Genomic DNA, 16,322 nt, shown 5'->3' on the forward strand with positions numbered 1-16,322 from the left:
AGTGTCAGTATAACGTTGCGCGCGTTTCACTCCAACCTATCTCCAACGCTGAGGCAGAGATCCGCCGCGCTTCGTGTTATCATCGGCGCAATTGTGTCGCCGGAGCGGCCTGTCATTACACGTTGAGCATGAGACGATGTTTGAAAATTTAACCGATCGATTGTCGCGCACGTTGCGCAATATCAGCGGCCGCGGGCGGCTGACCGAAGAGAATATCAAGGAAACCCTGCGTGAAGTGCGCATGGCATTGCTGGAAGCGGACGTTGCGCTGCCGGTGGTGCGCGACTTCATCAACCGCGTCAAAGAGAGCGCGGTCGGCCATGAAGTCAACAAGAGCCTGACGCCGGGGCAGGAGTTCGTCAAGATCGTCAAAGGCGAGCTGATCGCCGCGATGGGCGAAGTCAACACCGAGCTGAATCTGGCGGCCCAGCCGCCGGCGGTGGTGCTGATGGCGGGCTTGCAGGGTGCCGGTAAAACCACCAGCGTCGGTAAACTCGGCAAATTCCTGAAAGAAAAACAGAAGAAGAAAGTGTTGGTGGTTTCCGCGGACGTTTATCGCCCGGCGGCGATCAAACAGCTGGAAACGCTGGCGGAAGGCGTCGGCATCGATTTCTTCCCGTCTGACGTCAAAGAAAAACCGATCGACATCGTCAATCGCGCGCTGCAACAGGCCAAGCTGAAGTTCTACGACGTACTGATCGTCGATACCGCCGGCCGTTTGCACGTTGACGAAGCGATGATGGACGAGATCAAACAGGTGCACGCGGCGATCAAGCCGGTAGAAACCCTGTTCGTGGTCGACGCCATGACCGGCCAGGACGCCGCCAATACCGCCAAGGCGTTTAACGAAGCGCTGCCGCTGACCGGCGTGGTGCTGACCAAGGTCGACGGTGACGCGCGCGGCGGTGCCGCGCTGTCCATCCGTCATATCACCGGCAAGCCGATCAAATTCCTCGGCGTGGGCGAGAAGACCGAAGCGCTGGAGCCGTTCTACCCGGATCGCGTGGCATCGCGCATCCTGGGCATGGGCGACGTGCTGTCGCTGATCGAAGATATCGAAAGCAAGGTCGACCGCGAGCAGGCGGAGAAGTTGGCCAACAAGCTGAAGAAGGGTGACGGTTTCGATCTGACCGACTTCCTGGAGCAGCTCAAGCAGATGCGCAACATGGGCGGCATGGCCAACATGCTGAGCAAGCTGCCGGGCGCCGGCCAGCTGCCGGACAACGTCAAGTCGCAGATGGACGATAAAGTGCTGGTGCGCATGGAGGCGATCATCAACTCGATGACGCTGAAAGAGCGCGCCAAACCGGAAATCATCAAGGGCTCGCGCAAGCGCCGCATCGCGATGGGGGCCGGCATGCAGGTGCAGGACGTCAACCGCTTGCTGAAGCAGTTCGACGAAATGCAGCGTATGATGAAGAAGATGAAGAAAGGCGGTATGGCGAAGATGATGCGCGGCATGAAAGGTATGATGCCGCCGGGCTTCCCAGGCCGCTGATGGGCCTCCGCACGCCGAGTGTGGGCGCTTTCAGCATTCGCCGTTCGCGGTGAAAACCGCCCGAAATTTGACAGGCTGCAAAAGTTGTCCCCTGCGATCGACGCTTTAGATTGCTTTTTGCGCCAAAATGAGTAAAATTTTCGGGCTTTTTATATTGCAACCGGGCCCCGTCCCTCAATGGGGCCCGGCTGTTTTATTAACTAAAGAGGATGTTATGGTAACAATTCGTTTGGCACGTGGCGGCGCTAAAAAGCGTCCGTTCTATCAAGTAGTAGTGACCGACAGCCGCAACGCTCGTGATGGTCGTTTCATCGAGCGCGTAGGCTTCTTCAACCCGATCGCTTCCGGTCAGGCTGAAGCACTGCGTCTGGACCTGGACCGCATCGAGCACTGGGTTGGTCTGGGTGCAACCGTTTCTGATCGCGTTCACGCGCTGATCAAAGACGCTAAGAAAGCAGCTTAATCTGTCGCGGTGGTGGCAATGAGCAAGCAACTCAAACCGGTAGCGCCTAAGCAGCCGATTGTACTCGGTAAAATGGGGTCCGCTTACGGCATTCGTGGTTGGCTCAGAGTGTTTTCATCCACCGAGAACGCCGAAAGCATTTTTGACTATCAGCCGTGGTTTATCCAGCAGGCGGGTCAGTGGCAGCATATCGAGTTGGAAGACTGGAAGCGCCACAGTCAGGATCTGATCATCAAGGTCAAAGGCATTGACGATCGGGACGCGGCGAATCTGCTGACTAATCGCGAGATTATGGTGGATTCTGAGCAACTTCCTCCGCTGGAGGGTGACGATTACTACTGGAAAGACCTGATGGGCTGCCAGGTAGTCACCACCGCCGGCTACGAGCTGGGTAAAGTCATCGATATGATGGAAACCGGCTCGAACGATGTGATGGTTGTGAAAGCGAACCTGAAAGATGCGTTCGGCATGAAGGAGCGGTTGATTCCGTTTCTTCATGGGCAGGTTATCAAGAAAGTCGATCTCACTGCCCGCGTGATTGAGGCAGATTGGGATCCTGGTTTTTGACCCCCGGATCAAACGGTCGAAGCAAGTGGAATAACGGTAAGGGGATTGGCTTGTGTTCATCGGTATTGTAAGCCTGTTTCCTGAGATGTTCCGCGCTATCACCGATTACGGGGTGACTGGCCGGGCAGTAAAAAATGGCCTGCTGAGCGTGCAGTGTTGGAGTCCTCGCGACTTCACCTACGACCGGCATCGCACCGTGGACGATCGCCCTTATGGCGGCGGCCCGGGAATGCTGATGATGGTGCAACCTTTACGGGAAGCCATTCATGCGGCGAAAGCAGCGGCAGGCGAGGGAGCAAAGGTGATTTATCTGTCACCTCAGGGGCGCAAGCTGGATCAAACCGGCGTGTGCGAACTGGCGGCCAATCAGAAGATGATTCTGGTGTGCGGCCGTTACGAAGGGATAGACGAGCGCGTAATCCAAACCGAAATTGACGAAGAGTGGTCAATCGGCGATTACGTTCTCAGCGGCGGGGAACTGCCGGCGATGACCCTGATTGATTCAGTCGCCCGTTTCATACCGGGTGTGCTGGGCCATCAGGCCTCAGCGGAGGAAGACTCCTTCGCCGACGGATTGCTGGACTGCCCGCACTATACCCGCCCAGAGGTGTTGGAAGGGATGGAAGTACCGCCGGTTCTACTGTCGGGCAACCATGCCGAGATACGTCGCTGGCGCTTAAAGCAGTCGCTGGGCCGAACCTGGCTTAGAAGACCTGAACTTCTAGAAAGCCTAGCTCTGACTGACGAGCAAGCGGTGTTGCTGGCTGAGTTCCAACGGGAACATCAGGCCAGGCAACAGGACTATGAAGGAAACGTCTGACATCAGACGGGACCGATATATCAGTTTACCTAGGGTAAGAGACATATTATGAGCAACATTATTAAGCAACTTGAACAAGAGCAGATGAAACAAGACGTACCTGCATTCCGTCCGGGTGATTCCGTGGAAGTGAAGGTATGGGTCGTTGAAGGTAGCAAAAAACGTCTGCAGGCATTCGAGGGCGTGGTTATCGCTATCCGTAACCGCGGTCTGCACTCTGCATTCACTGTTCGTAAGATTTCCAACGGCGAAGGTGTTGAGCGCGTATTCCAGACTCACTCCCCAGTAATCGACAGCATTACTGTTAAACGTCGTGGTGCCGTTCGTAAAGCTAAACTGTACTACCTGCGTGAACGTACTGGTAAGGCTGCTCGTATCAAAGAGCGTCTGAACCGCGTTAACTAACGCTGCATCCAAAAGTTAATAGTTATCAGGGGTTGGCCTATGCCAACCCCTTTTTTTATCTGAAAATCCGGCTGCCTTGCATTTGCGAGATTTGGCCACGTTGTAGCGACATTAAAAAGCCTGCATCAGCAGGCTTTTTGCATTACAGCGCGGCGGCGCTTTGTTTATGCTGATTCTCCGGCGGGTGCGGCTGCGCCGGGACAATGTCATCGCCGGGCTTGACGATCACCCGTGCAACGGATTCGTGCGTGGCGAACGTGCAGCTGCAGTTGATGTTGCGGCATTGATGGTAACGCTCTTTGGTCGATTCGCTCAGATAGCGACTGGAGCGAGTGTGGGCCACGTGACCGCATAGTGGACAGTGCATCATAAGAACCCCCCTTGAACAAATTAAGTGAAATTGTTGTGGCATCACCACTTAGGCGAGCGAGCCCGTCATGATGAGGCAATGCCTTGCAAGCACAGTGCGCGTTCCGTGGCGCGTCGCTGTTCCAGCCCCTTGTTTTTCTTTCCGTTTACGTAAACCCAACGTGGCAACTGATCGCAAGCCTGTTGCCACTGGCGCTGTTGCAGCAGCGTGACCAGCGTGGAGTGGCAGGCGGCGCTGATGCCCACGTTGAAGGCGAAGGCGATCACCGCGTCATAGGTTTCTTGTGGGAGCGTTTGCGGCAGGCAGGCGGCCATGCCACGCTCGGTGCGGCGAACATCGTCTACCAAATCCACAGCGGCTTGCCGCTCATCGATAGCCTGGCCCGGGATGACGCCGGCGGTGTGTCCAATGCCCTGTGTCCACACTCCGGCGCTGCACTGGTAAGGCGACAGGCGGCAACCTTCGAGATCGGCGATCAGCCTGAGGCCGGCTTCTGAGGTTTGCAGCTCGCCAAATGACGGTAACAGCACGGCGATGGCCAAAACGGCGGCGACGCTGCAGCGCTTAACGATTGCACTCATCGTAAATTTTCCTCCGTGATGCCGCATTGCGCTCAATAGCCTTCAAGATCTGCAGGCTTTTACGTCGGTAGTACCAGTTCACCAGAAACGTGCCGATGCCTACCGCCGCACCGACTAAAAAGACAATGTCCTGCGGAGAGAGCCTGCCGAGCCAGGCGAGAAACAGCGCCATGGCGTAGGTGATGAATGAGGTGATTTTCTCCATAGCTTATGCTCACTTTGTTTACAGTCTCTCGGAGCTGGGGGTTATCGATGCGTTGTTGGCCACTCGCTATCGAAATCCATCATGCCACGAGGCTGTATAATAATTACTGTATATGCATACAGTATTAAGCTATTTGCTAAAGTCGTCAATGGGCGAGATGAATATTTTTAGCAGATTGTGCAAGAGAGAGCGTCGGGTATAAAAAAAGCCCATCGATGATGGGCTTCGAGAGATTCTGGGCGGGGGGAGGTTACAGGCCGTAGACCAGCGTGACCGAGGTGGTGGTATCGGTGTTCTTCGGTGCGGAGGCCGGCGGTTTGCTGTTGTAGGTCACGGTGTAGGCCACGCGCAGTGAGAAGCGATCGTTGATCGCCACGTTCAACGCGCTTTCCGAGTTCAGCGTGGTTTCCTCGTTCGCCAGCGCGGAAACGCCCTGAATGAACTTGGTGTTGTCGGTCAGCTGATAGGAATAGTTGGCCGCACCGTAGGCCAGCCCTTTGGTCGAGCGGCCGCCGCCGTGGTATTCGTCATGGCGTACGCCGGGACCAAATTCCACCCGCAGATCGCTGAGCGGCCCGTTGAGGAGTTGGCGGCCGTAACCGCCGGTCAGCGTGGAGCGCGAGTCATAACCGTTGAAACGGTCGCTCAGCCAGCTGGCCTGGCCGAACAGGTAGTTGCGATCGGTCAGGTTATAGCGCGTACGGCCACCGGCCTGGTACTTTTCGGACGAGCGCACGTTGGAGGAGGTGGTGTTGTTGGCCGCCCCCCACAGGCTATATGCCGCGTCGGTATTGAACCAGGTCATATTGGTGTTGGCCAACAGGGTGGAGCTTTGCGAGTTGCCGGACTGGGCGTTGTAGCCCGCCTGCACGTTGCCTTCGAACGGTTTCTTGGCGGTGGCCGGATCGTCCATCGCGGTGAAAAGCGTATTGTCGGCAAGGGCTGAAACACTGGTGAAAGTCGTTAAGCAACAAATATACAGCGGAAAAGCGCGACGAGCGCGAGAAGAGAGCATCTTGGATCCAGTTGTTAAGGGTGGTTATTGTTGATGACGGTCACATTATATCGGTTCACTTCGGCGACAAAAATAGCCGCCATTAGCTTAAGTTTTTAATTTTTATTCCTCATTTATTCGCTTTTCTTCTACTTAAATTCATCGCTTTCGGCGGCATTTCGTGCTGAGCCTGACGGTATCCGCTACTGTCCGTTCGTGGGCGCCGAGACGGGCGGTGTATCTTCCCTGTAAAACTAATTGTACAAATATGTTTACGATTGGGTGTTTTGGTTCGCAGGGTGCCTAGGCGCGTTTTGATGATCCTGTAATTTTATTATATTATTGATTTAAATGAATTTAATTGTATTTTACTGATGTTTTTATACATGTTTTTTTATAAGCAAAAGCACGGTAATTTTTTATTTACGGAAATTGGATTGAAAACTTTACATTGCGTGATAAGGTAGAGCCCTGAAACGCTCAATGTTCCATTTCAACGCATAACGCCAAACGACAGGAATAGCATCATGCAAAAAGACGCGCTCAATAACGTACACATCAGTGCAGAACAGGTTCTCATCACGCCGGAGGAGCTGAAGAACCAGTTCCCGCTTAGCGCCGACGACGAAAATGAAATCGCCACCGCGCGCAACACCATCGCCAACATTTTGCAGGGGCGCGATCATCGCCTGTTGGTGGTGTGCGGGCCTTGTTCGATCCACGATCCGGATGCGGCGCTGGACTACGCCCGTCGTTTGAAAACCCTGGCGGCTGACTTGAGCGATCAGCTGTATATCGTTATGCGCGTCTATTTTGAAAAACCCAGAACCACTGTCGGCTGGAAAGGTTTGATCAACGATCCGTACATGGACGGTTCGTTTGACGTTGAAGCAGGCTTGCATATCGCGCGTCGCCTGTTGCTGGATCTGGTGGGCATGGGCTTGCCGTTGGCTACCGAAGCGTTGGATCCGAACAGCCCGCAGTACCTGGGGGACTTATTCAGCTGGTCGGCGATCGGCGCGCGCACCACCGAATCGCAGACCCACCGCGAAATGGCTTCCGGCCTGTCGATGCCGGTCGGGTTCAAAAACGGCACCGACGGCAGTCTGGGCACCGCCATCAACGCCATGCGCGCCGCCGCTATGCCGCACCGCTTCGTCGGCATCAACCAGGCGGGCCAGGTTTGCCTGCTGCAGACGCAGGGCAACCCGGACGGGCACGTGATCCTGCGCGGCGGCAAAACCCCGAACTACAGCGCCGAGCACGTTGCGGCCTGTGAAAAACAGATGCTCGAGGCGGGACTCCATCCGTCCTTGATGATAGATTGCAGCCATGGCAACTCGAATAAAGACTATCGCCGTCAGCCGGCGGTGGCCGAGTCCGTGGTGGAGCAGATCAAAGCGGGCAACCGTTCGATCACCGGCATTATGCTGGAGAGCCATCTGCATGAGGGCAATCAGTCTTCCGAACAGCCGCGTGCAGACATGCGTTACGGTGTGTCCGTCACCGACGCCTGCATCGACTGGGAGAGCACGGAAACGCTGCTGCGTCATATGCATCAGGAACTCGGCGCTGCGCTGACGGCACGCACGGGAGAAAAGTAAGTTATGGTGGCAGAACTGACCGCGCTGCGCGATCAAATCGACGAGGTGGACAAAGCGTTGCTGGATCTGCTGGCAAAACGCCTGCATCTGGTAGCGGAAGTGGGGGAGGTGAAAAGCCGCCACGGTTTACCGGTTTATGTGCCGGAGCGCGAGGCGGCGATGCTGGCCTCGCGCCGTCAGGAGGCGGAAAACCTCGGGGTGCCGCCGGATTTGATTGAGGACGTCTTGCGCCGCGTGATGCGCGAATCATACGTCAGCGAGAACGATAAAGGCTTTAAAACTCTGTGCCCACAGCTGCGGCCGATCGTCATCATCGGCGGCAACGGCCAGATGGGCCGGCTGTTCAACCGTCTGCTGACGCTGTCGGGTTATCAGGTCAGGGTATTGGATCAGGAAGATTGGCCGCAGGCGGAACAGCTGTTGGCCGACGCCGGCATGGTGATCGTCAGCGTGCCGATTCATGTGACAGAGCAGGTGATAAGCCGCCTGCCAACGTTGCCCGACGACTGTATTCTGGTGGATTTGGCGTCGGTGAAGAACCGTCCGCTGCATGCGATGTTGGCGGTGCACAACGGCCCGGTGGTGGGGCTGCACCCGATGTTCGGCCCGGACGTGGGCAGCGTGGCGAAGCAGGTAGTGGTCTACTGCGATGGCCGCCGGCCGGAGGCTTACCAGTGGTTGCTTGAACAACTGCAGGTGTGGGGGGCGCGGCTGCATCGCATCAGCGCGGTCGAACACGATCAAAACATGGCGTTTATTCAGGCGCTGCGGCACTTCGCCACCTTCGCCTACGGGTTGCACCTGGCGGAAGAGAACGTGCAACTGGAGCAACTGCTGGCGCTCTCCTCGCCGATCTACCGGCTGGAGCTGGCGATGGTTGGCCGCCTGTTTGCGCAGGATCCGCAGCTGTACGCCGACATCATCATGTCGTCGGAGGAAAATGTGGCGCTGATTAAGCGTTACTACCAGCGCTTCGGCGAGGCGATAAAGTTGTTGGAGCATGGCGACAAACAGGCGTTTATCGACAGTTTCCGCAAGGTGGAGCACTGGTTCGGCGATTACGCCCAGCGCTTCCTGGTGGAGAGCCGCACGCTGTTGCGGCAGGCTAACGACAGCCGGCAGTAAAACGCGGGTGGTAAACGTAAAGGTAAGGGGTTCGGCTTGGCCGAACCCCTTTTTTTATGGTTTCAGGATGGGTTGACCGGCACCACGGTGTCGCTCGGGTAACAGCCCAGTACCTTCAGCGAGCGGGTGATTGGTGCCAGATCGCGCAGCGCTTTTTGCATCGCGTCGGCACGCAGATTGGCCTGCACATCGATATAAAACATCTCTTCCCACGGATTGCCGTTGATCGGGCGTGACTCCAGCTTGGTCATGATGATGCCGTTGTCGCGCAGAACCAGCAGCGCTTCGACCAGTGCGCCGGATTGCTGGCCGGTCGCCATGATCAGCGTGGTTTTGGCCGGCACCTGTTCGGAGACGTCAATCGCTTTACGCGCCAGGACGATAAAGCGGGTGATGTTCTGCTGCTGGTTGGCAAGGTTGTGTTCCAGCACCTGCAGCCCGTACAGTGCGCCGCCGGCTTCGCTGCCCAGCGCCGCTACCTTCGGTGAATTCAGCTTGGCGACTTTCTCCATCGCGGCGGCGGTGCTTTCGGTGTATTCGATTTTCCAGTGCGGGAAGCGGTTCAGGAACTGGCTGCACTGCTGGAACGGCTGCGGGTGACTGTAGACGGTTTCAATCTGGCTCAAATCACTGTCGCCGGCAATCAGAACGCAGTGGTTGATCGGGTTAGTCAGCTCGCCGACGATCGACAGACTGGTGTGTTGCAGCAGATCGTACACCTCGTTAATCGAGCCGGAGCTGGTGTTCTCGATCGGCAGTATCGCGTAGTCCGCCTGGCCGGTTTCCACCTGGGTGAAGATATCCTGAAACTTCTGGCAGCCGCATTCGATCAGCTGATCGAAATGGCGGGCGGCGTATTGACGCGCCGCCAGATGTGAATAAGAGCCTTTCGGGCCGAGGAAGGCGATGCGGGCGGAGTGCTGGCTGACGGGGTTGAGCTGGTGCTGCAGCAGCGCCTGTTGGGTCAGAACGGAGTCTTCAATGATCAGTTGGAACAGGCGGGTGACGTAGAAGCCGTCCAGATCGTAAGGTTTGGCGGCGGCGATCAGCGCGTCCAGCAGGTCGCGCTCGCGTTCTTTATCGCGGATCGGGCGGTGAGAGTGCAGCTTGGTCTTGCCGACTTCGATCGCCAGCTCACGGCGTTCCGCCAGCAGGGCCAACAGTTTCAAGTCCAGTGCGCTGATGCGCTCGCGCAGCACCAATAACGGGTTGTCAGTCATAATCAGCTTCCGCCTTCAGTTCTTATTCGTTGTAAAATAGCCATAAAAAAAGCCCCCTGTTTCCAGGAGGCCTTGTTGTTCGTCTTCGCATTCTTTCTCACACGACGAAACGCCTCCCAGTCAGGGGAAGGTAAAAAAGAATGCGAAGAAAAACGGTGTGCGTGGCATGGTCTACCTAAGGTTAATGTGATCAGGTTTTAAAGTAACCGCTGGCCTTTACCCCGTCAACAAAAATACCCGACAAAAAACGCGCCCTCGGGCGCGTTTGATACGGCAATCGCTGTCGGACGGTTATTCTTGCTCTTGCGTGACTTCCGGCACGATGTCTTTCACGCTGGCATTGCAGCGGCGCGCTTCGCCTTTGTGCTGCACCTTGTTCAGCTGACGCTCCAGCTTGGCGATCAGCTCGTTAACGGCGGTATACATGTCGTCATGTTTGGCGCTGGCGACCAGCGGGCCGTTAGGCGTGGTAATGGTAGCGTCGGCGACAAACCCCTGCGGTTCTTTAGATAAGACGATATGCGGGTTTATCAGCTGGGTCTGCCATTTTTCCAGTTTGGTGAGACGGTCTTCGACGTGATTGCGGATTGCGGGAGTGATATCCATTTGTTTGCTGGTAATGTTCAATGTCATATAACTTACCTCTCTGTCTTTCCGTCTTGGTGAATCCAGCATACCCCGCTTTTTGTTTAAATACGTGATGTAAATCACGATTTTTTGTCACTTTTTGCAAAGTTAGTTCAATCTGTGATTCAGCATCTGAATTGGCTATCTAATGCTTGAGAGTTGCCGCCGGATGGCGCATTATCGATGAGTTGACCGGTGAGGAACGTTAGCTAACACCGTGTTTTTACTTGTGTATTTCTCCAGTAAAAAACCGGTCCACGCCAATGAAAACGGCAGCCGAGGCTGCCGTTTTGTTTTTCTGTCGTTGCCGACGCGCGGTTATTGCGGGTTGGCGGCGATCACTTTGGCCACTTTGTCAGCCTGGCCGTTCAGCTGCAGCTGCTTGTAGGCATTTTCCATCAGCGGCAACACGTCGTGCGTCGCTTTGGTATCCGGGAATTCACGCAACATCTGCTCGGCGCGATTAACGACCGCGACGTAAGCACCGCGTTTAGTGTAGTATTCCGCCACCGAAAGCTCATACTTGGCCAAGCGGTCTTTCAGATACACCAAACGCTTGTTGGCGTCGGTCGCGTATTGGCTGTTCGGGTATTGCTGAATCAACTGGCTGAAGTCGCGGAACGCAGCGCGAGCGTGCTGAGGATCGCGGTCAGAACGGTCAACCCCGAAGAAGCCCTGCAGTGCGCTGTCATCGAGCGCCATGTCGGTCAGGCCGCGCATGTACATCACGTAATCGATGTTCGGGTGCGTCGGGTTCAGACGCATGAAGCGATCGATGGATGCCTGAGCCATCGGCAAGTCGGCAGCCTTATAGTAGGCGTAAATCAAATCCAGCTGGACCTGCTGGGAATACGGCCCGAAAGGATAGCGGTTATCTAACGCTTCGAGTTGCGTAATCGCGCCCTTGAAGTTACCGTCCTGCAGTTTTTGCTGCGCGGTAGCATAGATTTCCGAAGGTGGGTTGTCGGGAACCGCATCCTTGGATGTGGAGCAACCTGCCAGCGCCAGGCTCAACGTGGCTGCCGCCACCAGATATTTCATACGCGTCATGACGTTTTGATTATCCTCAGGGTGTTATTCCGGGAGACTGTCCGTTAAGCTCCCGACAAAGACCAGGTACAATAGCACATTATATTAAACGGCATCGCCGTGAAAACCCAACGTTAACGAAGAAGCTGCATATGGCACAACAAGTACAACTCACCGCAACGGTGGCCGAATCTCAACTCGGACAACGTTTAGATCAGGCTTTGGCCGAATTGTTCCCTGATTATTCACGATCTCGCATAAAAGAGTGGATCCTGGGTGATCGGGTGAAGGTCAATGGCAAAACGTCAAACAAACCGAAAGAGAAGGTGCTGGGCGGAGAGACCGTCGCCATCGATGCACAGATTGAAGAAGAGGCGCGTTGGGAGCCGCAGGATATCGCGCTGGATATCGTCTATGAAGACAGTGACATCCTGGTGATCAACAAACCGCGCGATTTGGTGGTGCACCCTGGCGCCGGTAACCCGGACGGCACGGTGCTCAATGCGTTGCTGCATCATTACCCGGAAATCGCCGACGTGCCGCGTGCCGGCATCGTACACCGTCTGGATAAAGACACCACCGGCCTGATGGTGGTGGCGAAAACCGTGCCGGCGCAAACCCGGCTGGTGGAAGCGCTGCAGGCGCGTGAAATTACCCGTGAATACGAAGCGGTGGCGATCGGCACCATGACCGCCGGCGGCACGGTAGAAGAGCCTATCGCGCGTCACTCTACCAAGCGCACCCACATGGCGGTGCACCCGATGGGTAAACCGGCGGTGACGCACTACCGCATTATGGAACACTTCCGTGCGCACACCCGCCTGCGTCTGCGCCTGGAAACCGGCCGTACTCACCAGATCCGCGTACACATGGCTTACATCAGCCATCCGCTGGTGGGCGATCCGCTGTACGGCGGCCGTCCACGTCCGCCGAAAGGCGCTTCGGAAGCCTTCATCAACACGCTGCGCGGCTTTGACCGCCAGGCGCTGCACGCCACCATGCTGCGTTTGTATCATCCGATCAGCGGTATCCAGATGGAGTGGCATGCGCCGCTGCCGCAGGACATGGTCGATCTGATCAACGCGCTGAAGGCGGACACCGAAGAATTCAAAGATCAGATGGACTGGTAATGAATTCGCTCATTCTGCCCGACTGGCCGTTGCCTTCCGGCGTTAAGGCCTGCAGCACCACGCGCGGCGGCGGCGTCAGCCTGCTGCCTTATGACTCGCTGAACCTCGGCACCCACGTCGGTGACGAGGAGCAAGCGGTGAAGCGCAATCGGGAACGGTTGGTTACCGCCGCCGGCTTGCCGCAGATGCCGGTGTGGCTCGAGCAGGTGCACGGCACCCGCGTGGTGACGTTGACGGGGCAAGCGCCCGCCGATCTGCGGGCGGATGCGGTGTACAGCAACGTGCCGGGGCAGGTGTGTGCCGTGATGACGGCGGATTGTCTGCCGGTGCTGTTCTGCTCGCAGAACGGCGATGAAGTGGCCGCCGCCCACGCCGGCTGGCGTGGGTTGTGCCACGGCGTGCTGGAACAAACCGTGGCGGCGTTCAGCGCCGCACCGGGCCAGATCCGCGCCTGGCTGGGGCCGGCGATCGGCCCGCAGCAGTTTGAAGTCGGGCCGGAGGTGCGTGCCGCCTTTATCGCGGAAGACGCCGAAGCCGCGGCGGCGTTTATGCCGCACGGCGATAAGTTTTTGGCTAATATCTACTTACTGGCGCGCCAACGTTTGTTGCGGGCAGGCGTGCAGGCCATCTATGGTGGCGACCGCTGCACGGTTAACGAAAAGAGTCATTTTTTCTCCTATCGACGCGATGGAATAACCGGACGTCTGGCAAGTTTAATCTGGCTGATATAACCTATTGAATTAGGACGATCCAACGACGCATGGCGTTGTACCGAAAATTTAGCGTCGAGATAACCTTGAAAATTTGAGGGATGACCTCATTTAATCTCCAGTAGCAATTTCGACCCATCTTGGAGGTGTTATGCGTCTGGATCGTCTTACCAACAAATTCCAGCTTGCCCTCGCCGATGCCCAGTCACTAGCCCTTGGGCACGACAACCAGTTTATTGAACCGCTACATCTGATGAGCGCCCTGCTCAATCAGGAAGGGGGCACGGTTCGTCCACTATTAACTTCCGCAGGTATCGATGCCGGGCGCGTGCGCACCGAAATCGAACAGGCGCTGTCCCGTTTACCGCAGGTAGAAGGTACCGGTGGCGACGTTCAACCGTCCCACGAGCTGGTGCGCGTCTTGAACCTGTGCGACAAGCTGGCGCAGAAGCGCGCGGACAAATTCATTTCTTCCGAGCTGTTTGTGCTTGCGGTGCTGGAAGACCGCGGTTCGTTGACCGACTTGTTGAAAGCGGCCGGCGCAACGGCCGACAAAATCAGCAAAGCCATTGAACAAATGAGAGGCGGTGACAGCGTGGAAGACCAAGGCGCCGAAGACCAACGGCAAGCATTGAAGAAATACACCATCGATCTGACCGAACGCGCCGAGCAGGGCAAACTTGACCCGGTAATCGGCCGTGACGAAGAGATCCGCCGCACCATCCAGGTGCTGCAGCGCCGTACCAAAAACAACCCGGTGCTGATCGGCGAACCTGGCGTGGGTAAAACCGCCATCGTCGAAGGCCTGGCGCAGCGCATCATCAACGGCGAAGTGCCGGAAGGGCTGAAGTACAAGCGCGTATTGTCCCTCGATATGGGCGCCTTGATCGCCGGCGCCAAGTACCGCGGCGAGTTTGAAGAGCGCCTGAAAGGCGTGCTCAACGATCTGGCCAAGCAGGAAGGCAGCGTTATCCTGTTTATCGACGAACTGCACACCATGGTCGGCGCCGGTAAGGCGGATGGCGCGATGGATGCGGGCAACATGCTCAAACCAGCGCTGGCGCGCGGCGAGCTGCACTGCGTCGGCGCGACTACGCTCGACGAGTACCGTCAGTATATAGAAAAGGATGCGGCGCTCGAACGTCGTTTCCAGAAAGTGTATGTGGCGGAGCCGAGCGTGGAAGACACCATCGCTATCCTTCGCGGCTTGAAAGAACGTTACGAACTGCACCACCACGTGCAGATCACCGACCCGGCCATCGTGGCGGCGGCAACGCTTTCGCACCGTTATATCGCCGATCGTCAATTGCCGGACAAGGCTATCGACCTGATCGACGAAGCGGCGTCCAGCATTCGTATGCAGATGGATTCCAAGCCGGAATCGCTCGACAGGCTTGAACGCCGCATCATTCAGTTGAAGCTGGAACAGCAGGCGCTGAATAAAGAGTCTGACGACGCCAGCAAGAAACGCCTGGACATGCTCAGCGACGAGCTGGGACAGAAAGAGCGCGAATATTCGGAGCTGGAAGAAGAGTGGAAAGCGGAAAAAGCCTCGCTCTCCGGCACCCAGAACATCAAGGCCGAACTCGAACAGGCCAAAATCACCCTGGAGCAGGCGCGCCGCGTCGGCGATCTGGGGCGGATGTCGGAACTGCAGTACGGCAAAATTCCTGAGCTGGAGAAACAGCTCGCCGCCGCCACGCAGGCCGAAGGCAAGAGCATGAAGCTGCTGCGCAACCGGGTGACCGATGCGGAGATTGCTGAAGTGCTGGCGCGTGCGACCGGTATCCCGGTTGCCAGAATGCTGGAGGGGGAGCGTGACAAACTGCTGCGCCTGGAGCAAGAGCTGCATTCGCGGGTTATCGGCCAGGACGAAGCGGTCAGCGCGGTCTCGAATGCTATCCGCCGCAGCCGCGCCGGATTGTCCGATCCTAACCGGCCGATCGGTTCGTTCCTGTTCCTGGGCCCGACCGGGGTGGGGAAAACCGAGCTCTGCAAAGCGCTGGCTTCGTTCCTGTTCGACAGCGACGACGCCATGGTGCGTATCGACATGTCCGAGTTTATGGAGAAACACTCCGTTTCTCGTCTGGTCGGCGCGCCTCCGGGTTATGTCGGCTATGAAGAGGGCGGTTACCTCACGGAGGCCGTGCGCCGCCGGCCTTATTCGGTGATTCTGCTGGATGAAGTCGAGAAAGCGCACCCGGACGTATTCAATATTCTGTTGCAGGTGTTGGATGACGGCCGACTGACCGATGGTCAAGGTCGTACCGTCGATTTCCGCAATACCGTGGTGATCATGACGTCCAACCTGGGCTCCGATCTGATCCAGGAGCATTTCGGTCAGATGAATTATGCACAGATGAAAGAGTCGGTGATGGAGATGGTGAGTCACCACTTCCGCCCGGAGTTCATCAACCGTATCGACGAAGTGGTGGTGTTCCATCCGCTGGGCGAGAAACACATTGCTGCAATTGCCAAGATTCAGCTGTCGCGTCTGTACAAGCGTTTGGAAGAGCGCGGTTACGAAGTGACCATGACCGAACCGGCCCTGGCGCTGTTGAGCAAAACGGGTTACGACCCTGTGTATGGTGCGCGTCCGTTGAAACGCGCTATTCAGCAGGAGATCGAGAACCCGCTGGCGCAGCAAATACTGTCCGGCAAGCTGATCCCTGGCAAGCTGGTCACGCTGGATGTGGAAAACGACCATATTGTTGCACGCCAATAACGGCAATCGAGCGTAATAAAGATGAAAGGGAGCGGGTGACCGCTCCCTTTTCTTTATCTTCGTTTGTCCCTATTTACAGGGTTTGCCGCTATTACTGTGCTAAAAGCGGTATTTTTTGACTAATAAACATCCTAAAAAGGCATTTTGGGTGATTATTTGAGCGGTTGAAAGGTTTTTTGCAATTAGGGGTTGCGGCCCGCCGAGAACTCCCTATAATGCGCCTCCACTGACCGGGAACAACGACTGACA

At 56.6% G+C, this 16,322-nt stretch carries 18 protein-coding genes and 1 other annotated feature; of the genes, 10 read left to right on the plus strand and 8 right to left on the minus strand.

The genetic code is table 11. The features are described from left to right. The first annotated feature begins 136 nt into the window (after window positions 1-136). The 5 genes from ffh to rplS all read left to right on the plus strand — a co-directional run bounded on the left by ffh (window position 137) and on the right by rplS (window position 3,753). Window positions 137-1,498 carry a signal recognition particle protein gene (ffh, locus tag AWX27_RS23735; RefSeq protein WP_004932504.1) on the plus strand — a complete coding sequence of 454 codons (1,362 nt, stop codon included), beginning with the start codon at window positions 137-139 and terminating at the stop codon, window positions 1,496-1,498. A gap of 214 nt (window positions 1,499-1,712) precedes the next feature. After that, window positions 1,713-1,961: a 30S ribosomal protein S16 gene (gene rpsP / locus AWX27_RS23740; RefSeq protein WP_004932501.1), complete on the plus strand. Its 249-nt coding sequence runs from the start codon at window positions 1,713-1,715 to the stop codon at window positions 1,959-1,961. A gap of 18 nt (window positions 1,962-1,979) precedes the next feature. After that, entirely contained in the window at window positions 1,980-2,528 is a 549-nt protein-coding gene (rimM, locus tag AWX27_RS23745) for a ribosome maturation factor RimM (RefSeq protein WP_019455135.1), read from the plus strand. Window positions 2,529-2,580: 52 nt separating this feature from the next. Continuing rightward, the gene (gene trmD / locus AWX27_RS23750) at window positions 2,581-3,348 is read left to right on the plus strand and encodes a tRNA (guanosine(37)-N1)-methyltransferase TrmD (protein ID WP_004932485.1); all 768 of its coding nucleotides are present in this window, start codon (window positions 2,581-2,583) and stop codon (window positions 3,346-3,348) included. Between the two features lie 48 nt (window positions 3,349-3,396). Further along, on the plus strand, window positions 3,397-3,753 hold the full coding sequence (gene rplS / locus AWX27_RS23755; RefSeq protein WP_015376707.1) for a 50S ribosomal protein L19: 357 nt from the start codon (window positions 3,397-3,399) through the stop codon (window positions 3,751-3,753). A 142-nt stretch (window positions 3,754-3,895) separates the two neighbouring features. Here rplS and AWX27_RS23760 read toward each other — a convergent pair whose 3' ends face one another. From AWX27_RS23760 to AWX27_RS23775, 4 genes are all read right to left on the minus strand, one after another. Next, on the minus strand, window positions 3,896-4,123 hold the full coding sequence (locus AWX27_RS23760) for an ogr/Delta-like zinc finger family protein (RefSeq protein WP_016929021.1): 228 nt from the start codon (window positions 4,121-4,123) through the stop codon (window positions 3,896-3,898). A gap of 65 nt (window positions 4,124-4,188) precedes the next feature. Next, complete coding sequence (locus AWX27_RS23765; RefSeq protein WP_038871806.1) at window positions 4,189-4,704, minus strand: lysozyme; 516 nt, start codon at window positions 4,702-4,704, stop codon at window positions 4,189-4,191. Next, complete coding sequence (locus tag AWX27_RS23770) at window positions 4,688-4,909, minus strand: HP1 family phage holin (RefSeq protein WP_060425325.1); 222 nt, start codon at window positions 4,907-4,909, stop codon at window positions 4,688-4,690. The genes AWX27_RS23765 and AWX27_RS23770 overlap by 17 nt, the downstream gene beginning before the upstream one ends. A gap of 250 nt (window positions 4,910-5,159) precedes the next feature. Beyond that, window positions 5,160-5,924, minus strand: a complete 765-nt coding sequence (locus AWX27_RS23775; RefSeq protein ID WP_047728881.1) for a DUF481 domain-containing protein — start codon at window positions 5,922-5,924, stop codon at window positions 5,160-5,162. Window positions 5,925-6,430: 506 nt separating this feature from the next. Here AWX27_RS23775 and AWX27_RS23780 point away from each other — a divergent pair. Next, complete coding sequence (locus AWX27_RS23780; RefSeq protein ID WP_038871801.1) at window positions 6,431-7,507, plus strand: 3-deoxy-7-phosphoheptulonate synthase; 1,077 nt, start codon at window positions 6,431-6,433, stop codon at window positions 7,505-7,507. Between the two features lie 3 nt (window positions 7,508-7,510). After that, window positions 7,511-8,632: a bifunctional chorismate mutase/prephenate dehydrogenase gene (tyrA, locus tag AWX27_RS23785; protein ID WP_049273621.1), complete on the plus strand. Its 1,122-nt coding sequence runs from the start codon at window positions 7,511-7,513 to the stop codon at window positions 8,630-8,632. A gap of 62 nt (window positions 8,633-8,694) precedes the next feature. Here tyrA and pheA read toward each other — a convergent pair whose 3' ends face one another. The 4 genes from pheA to bamD all read right to left on the minus strand — a co-directional run bounded on the left by pheA (window position 8,695) and on the right by bamD (window position 11,529). Beyond that, window positions 8,695-9,852 carry a bifunctional chorismate mutase/prephenate dehydratase gene (gene pheA, locus AWX27_RS23790; RefSeq protein ID WP_060425327.1) on the minus strand — a complete coding sequence of 386 codons (1,158 nt, stop codon included), beginning with the start codon at window positions 9,850-9,852 and terminating at the stop codon, window positions 8,695-8,697. A gap of 42 nt (window positions 9,853-9,894) precedes the next feature. Next, window positions 9,895-10,021: a sequence feature (Phe leader region), on the minus strand. Then, window positions 9,973-10,020 carry a hypothetical protein gene (locus AWX27_RS25210; RefSeq protein WP_101428074.1) on the minus strand — a complete coding sequence of 16 codons (48 nt, stop codon included), beginning with the start codon at window positions 10,018-10,020 and terminating at the stop codon, window positions 9,973-9,975. It overlaps the preceding feature by 48 nt. A gap of 122 nt (window positions 10,022-10,143) precedes the next feature. Further along, window positions 10,144-10,485, minus strand: coding sequence for a ribosome-associated translation inhibitor RaiA (gene raiA, locus AWX27_RS23795; RefSeq protein WP_004932457.1), 342 nt, complete (start codon window positions 10,483-10,485; stop codon window positions 10,144-10,146). Between the two features lie 312 nt (window positions 10,486-10,797). Continuing rightward, a complete protein-coding gene (bamD, locus tag AWX27_RS23800; protein ID WP_004932456.1) occupies window positions 10,798-11,529 on the minus strand; it encodes an outer membrane protein assembly factor BamD in 732 nt (243 codons plus the stop codon). A 131-nt stretch (window positions 11,530-11,660) separates the two neighbouring features. Between bamD and rluD the strand changes: the two genes are divergently transcribed. The 3 genes from rluD (at window position 11,661) to clpB (ending at window position 16,073) form a co-directional block, all read left to right on the plus strand. Continuing rightward, window positions 11,661-12,638 carry a 23S rRNA pseudouridine(1911/1915/1917) synthase RluD gene (gene rluD, locus AWX27_RS23805; protein WP_004932452.1) on the plus strand — a complete coding sequence of 326 codons (978 nt, stop codon included), beginning with the start codon at window positions 11,661-11,663 and terminating at the stop codon, window positions 12,636-12,638. Next, window positions 12,638-13,369 (plus strand): purine nucleoside phosphorylase YfiH, encoded by a 732-nt coding sequence (gene yfiH, locus AWX27_RS23810; RefSeq protein ID WP_060425329.1) that lies wholly within the window; start codon window positions 12,638-12,640, stop codon window positions 13,367-13,369. Before rluD ends, yfiH begins: the two co-directional genes overlap by 1 nt. Window positions 13,370-13,499: 130 nt before the next feature. After that, entirely contained in the window at window positions 13,500-16,073 is a 2,574-nt protein-coding gene (gene clpB / locus AWX27_RS23815) for an ATP-dependent chaperone ClpB (protein ID WP_060425331.1), read from the plus strand. Window positions 16,074-16,322: the final 249 nt, after the last annotated feature.

This window comes from Serratia sp. 2880STDY5682894 (assembly GCF_001537385.1).
Classification (GTDB): Bacteria; Pseudomonadota; Gammaproteobacteria; order Enterobacterales; family Enterobacteriaceae; genus Serratia; species Serratia nevei.

Coding starts and splice junctions, on each gene's coding strand:
- ffh (WP_004932504.1), top strand. CDS start 137: ATGTTTGAAAATTTAACCGATCGATTGTCGCGCACGTTGCGCAATATC.
- clpB (WP_060425331.1), top strand. CDS start 13,500: ATGCGTCTGGATCGTCTTACCAACAAATTCCAGCTTGCCCTCGCCGAT.
- AWX27_RS23775 (WP_047728881.1), bottom strand. CDS start 5,924: ATGCTCTCTTCTCGCGCTCGTCGCGCTTTTCCGCTGTATATTTGTTGC.
- AWX27_RS23760 (WP_016929021.1), bottom strand. CDS start 4,123: ATGATGCACTGTCCACTATGCGGTCACGTGGCCCACACTCGCTCCAGT.
- bamD (WP_004932456.1), bottom strand. CDS start 11,529: ATGACGCGTATGAAATATCTGGTGGCGGCAGCCACGTTGAGCCTGGCG.
- AWX27_RS23780 (WP_038871801.1), top strand. CDS start 6,431: ATGCAAAAAGACGCGCTCAATAACGTACACATCAGTGCAGAACAGGTT.
- rimM (WP_019455135.1), top strand. CDS start 1,980: ATGAGCAAGCAACTCAAACCGGTAGCGCCTAAGCAGCCGATTGTACTC.
- raiA (WP_004932457.1), bottom strand. CDS start 10,485: ATGACATTGAACATTACCAGCAAACAAATGGATATCACTCCCGCAATC.
- rpsP (WP_004932501.1), top strand. CDS start 1,713: ATGGTAACAATTCGTTTGGCACGTGGCGGCGCTAAAAAGCGTCCGTTC.
- yfiH (WP_060425329.1), top strand. CDS start 12,638: ATGAATTCGCTCATTCTGCCCGACTGGCCGTTGCCTTCCGGCGTTAAG.
- pheA (WP_060425327.1), bottom strand. CDS start 9,852: ATGACTGACAACCCGTTATTGGTGCTGCGCGAGCGCATCAGCGCACTG.
- rplS (WP_015376707.1), top strand. CDS start 3,397: ATGAGCAACATTATTAAGCAACTTGAACAAGAGCAGATGAAACAAGAC.
- AWX27_RS23770 (WP_060425325.1), bottom strand. CDS start 4,909: ATGGAGAAAATCACCTCATTCATCACCTACGCCATGGCGCTGTTTCTC.
- rluD (WP_004932452.1), top strand. CDS start 11,661: ATGGCACAACAAGTACAACTCACCGCAACGGTGGCCGAATCTCAACTC.
- tyrA (WP_049273621.1), top strand. CDS start 7,511: ATGGTGGCAGAACTGACCGCGCTGCGCGATCAAATCGACGAGGTGGAC.
- AWX27_RS23765 (WP_038871806.1), bottom strand. CDS start 4,704: ATGAGTGCAATCGTTAAGCGCTGCAGCGTCGCCGCCGTTTTGGCCATC.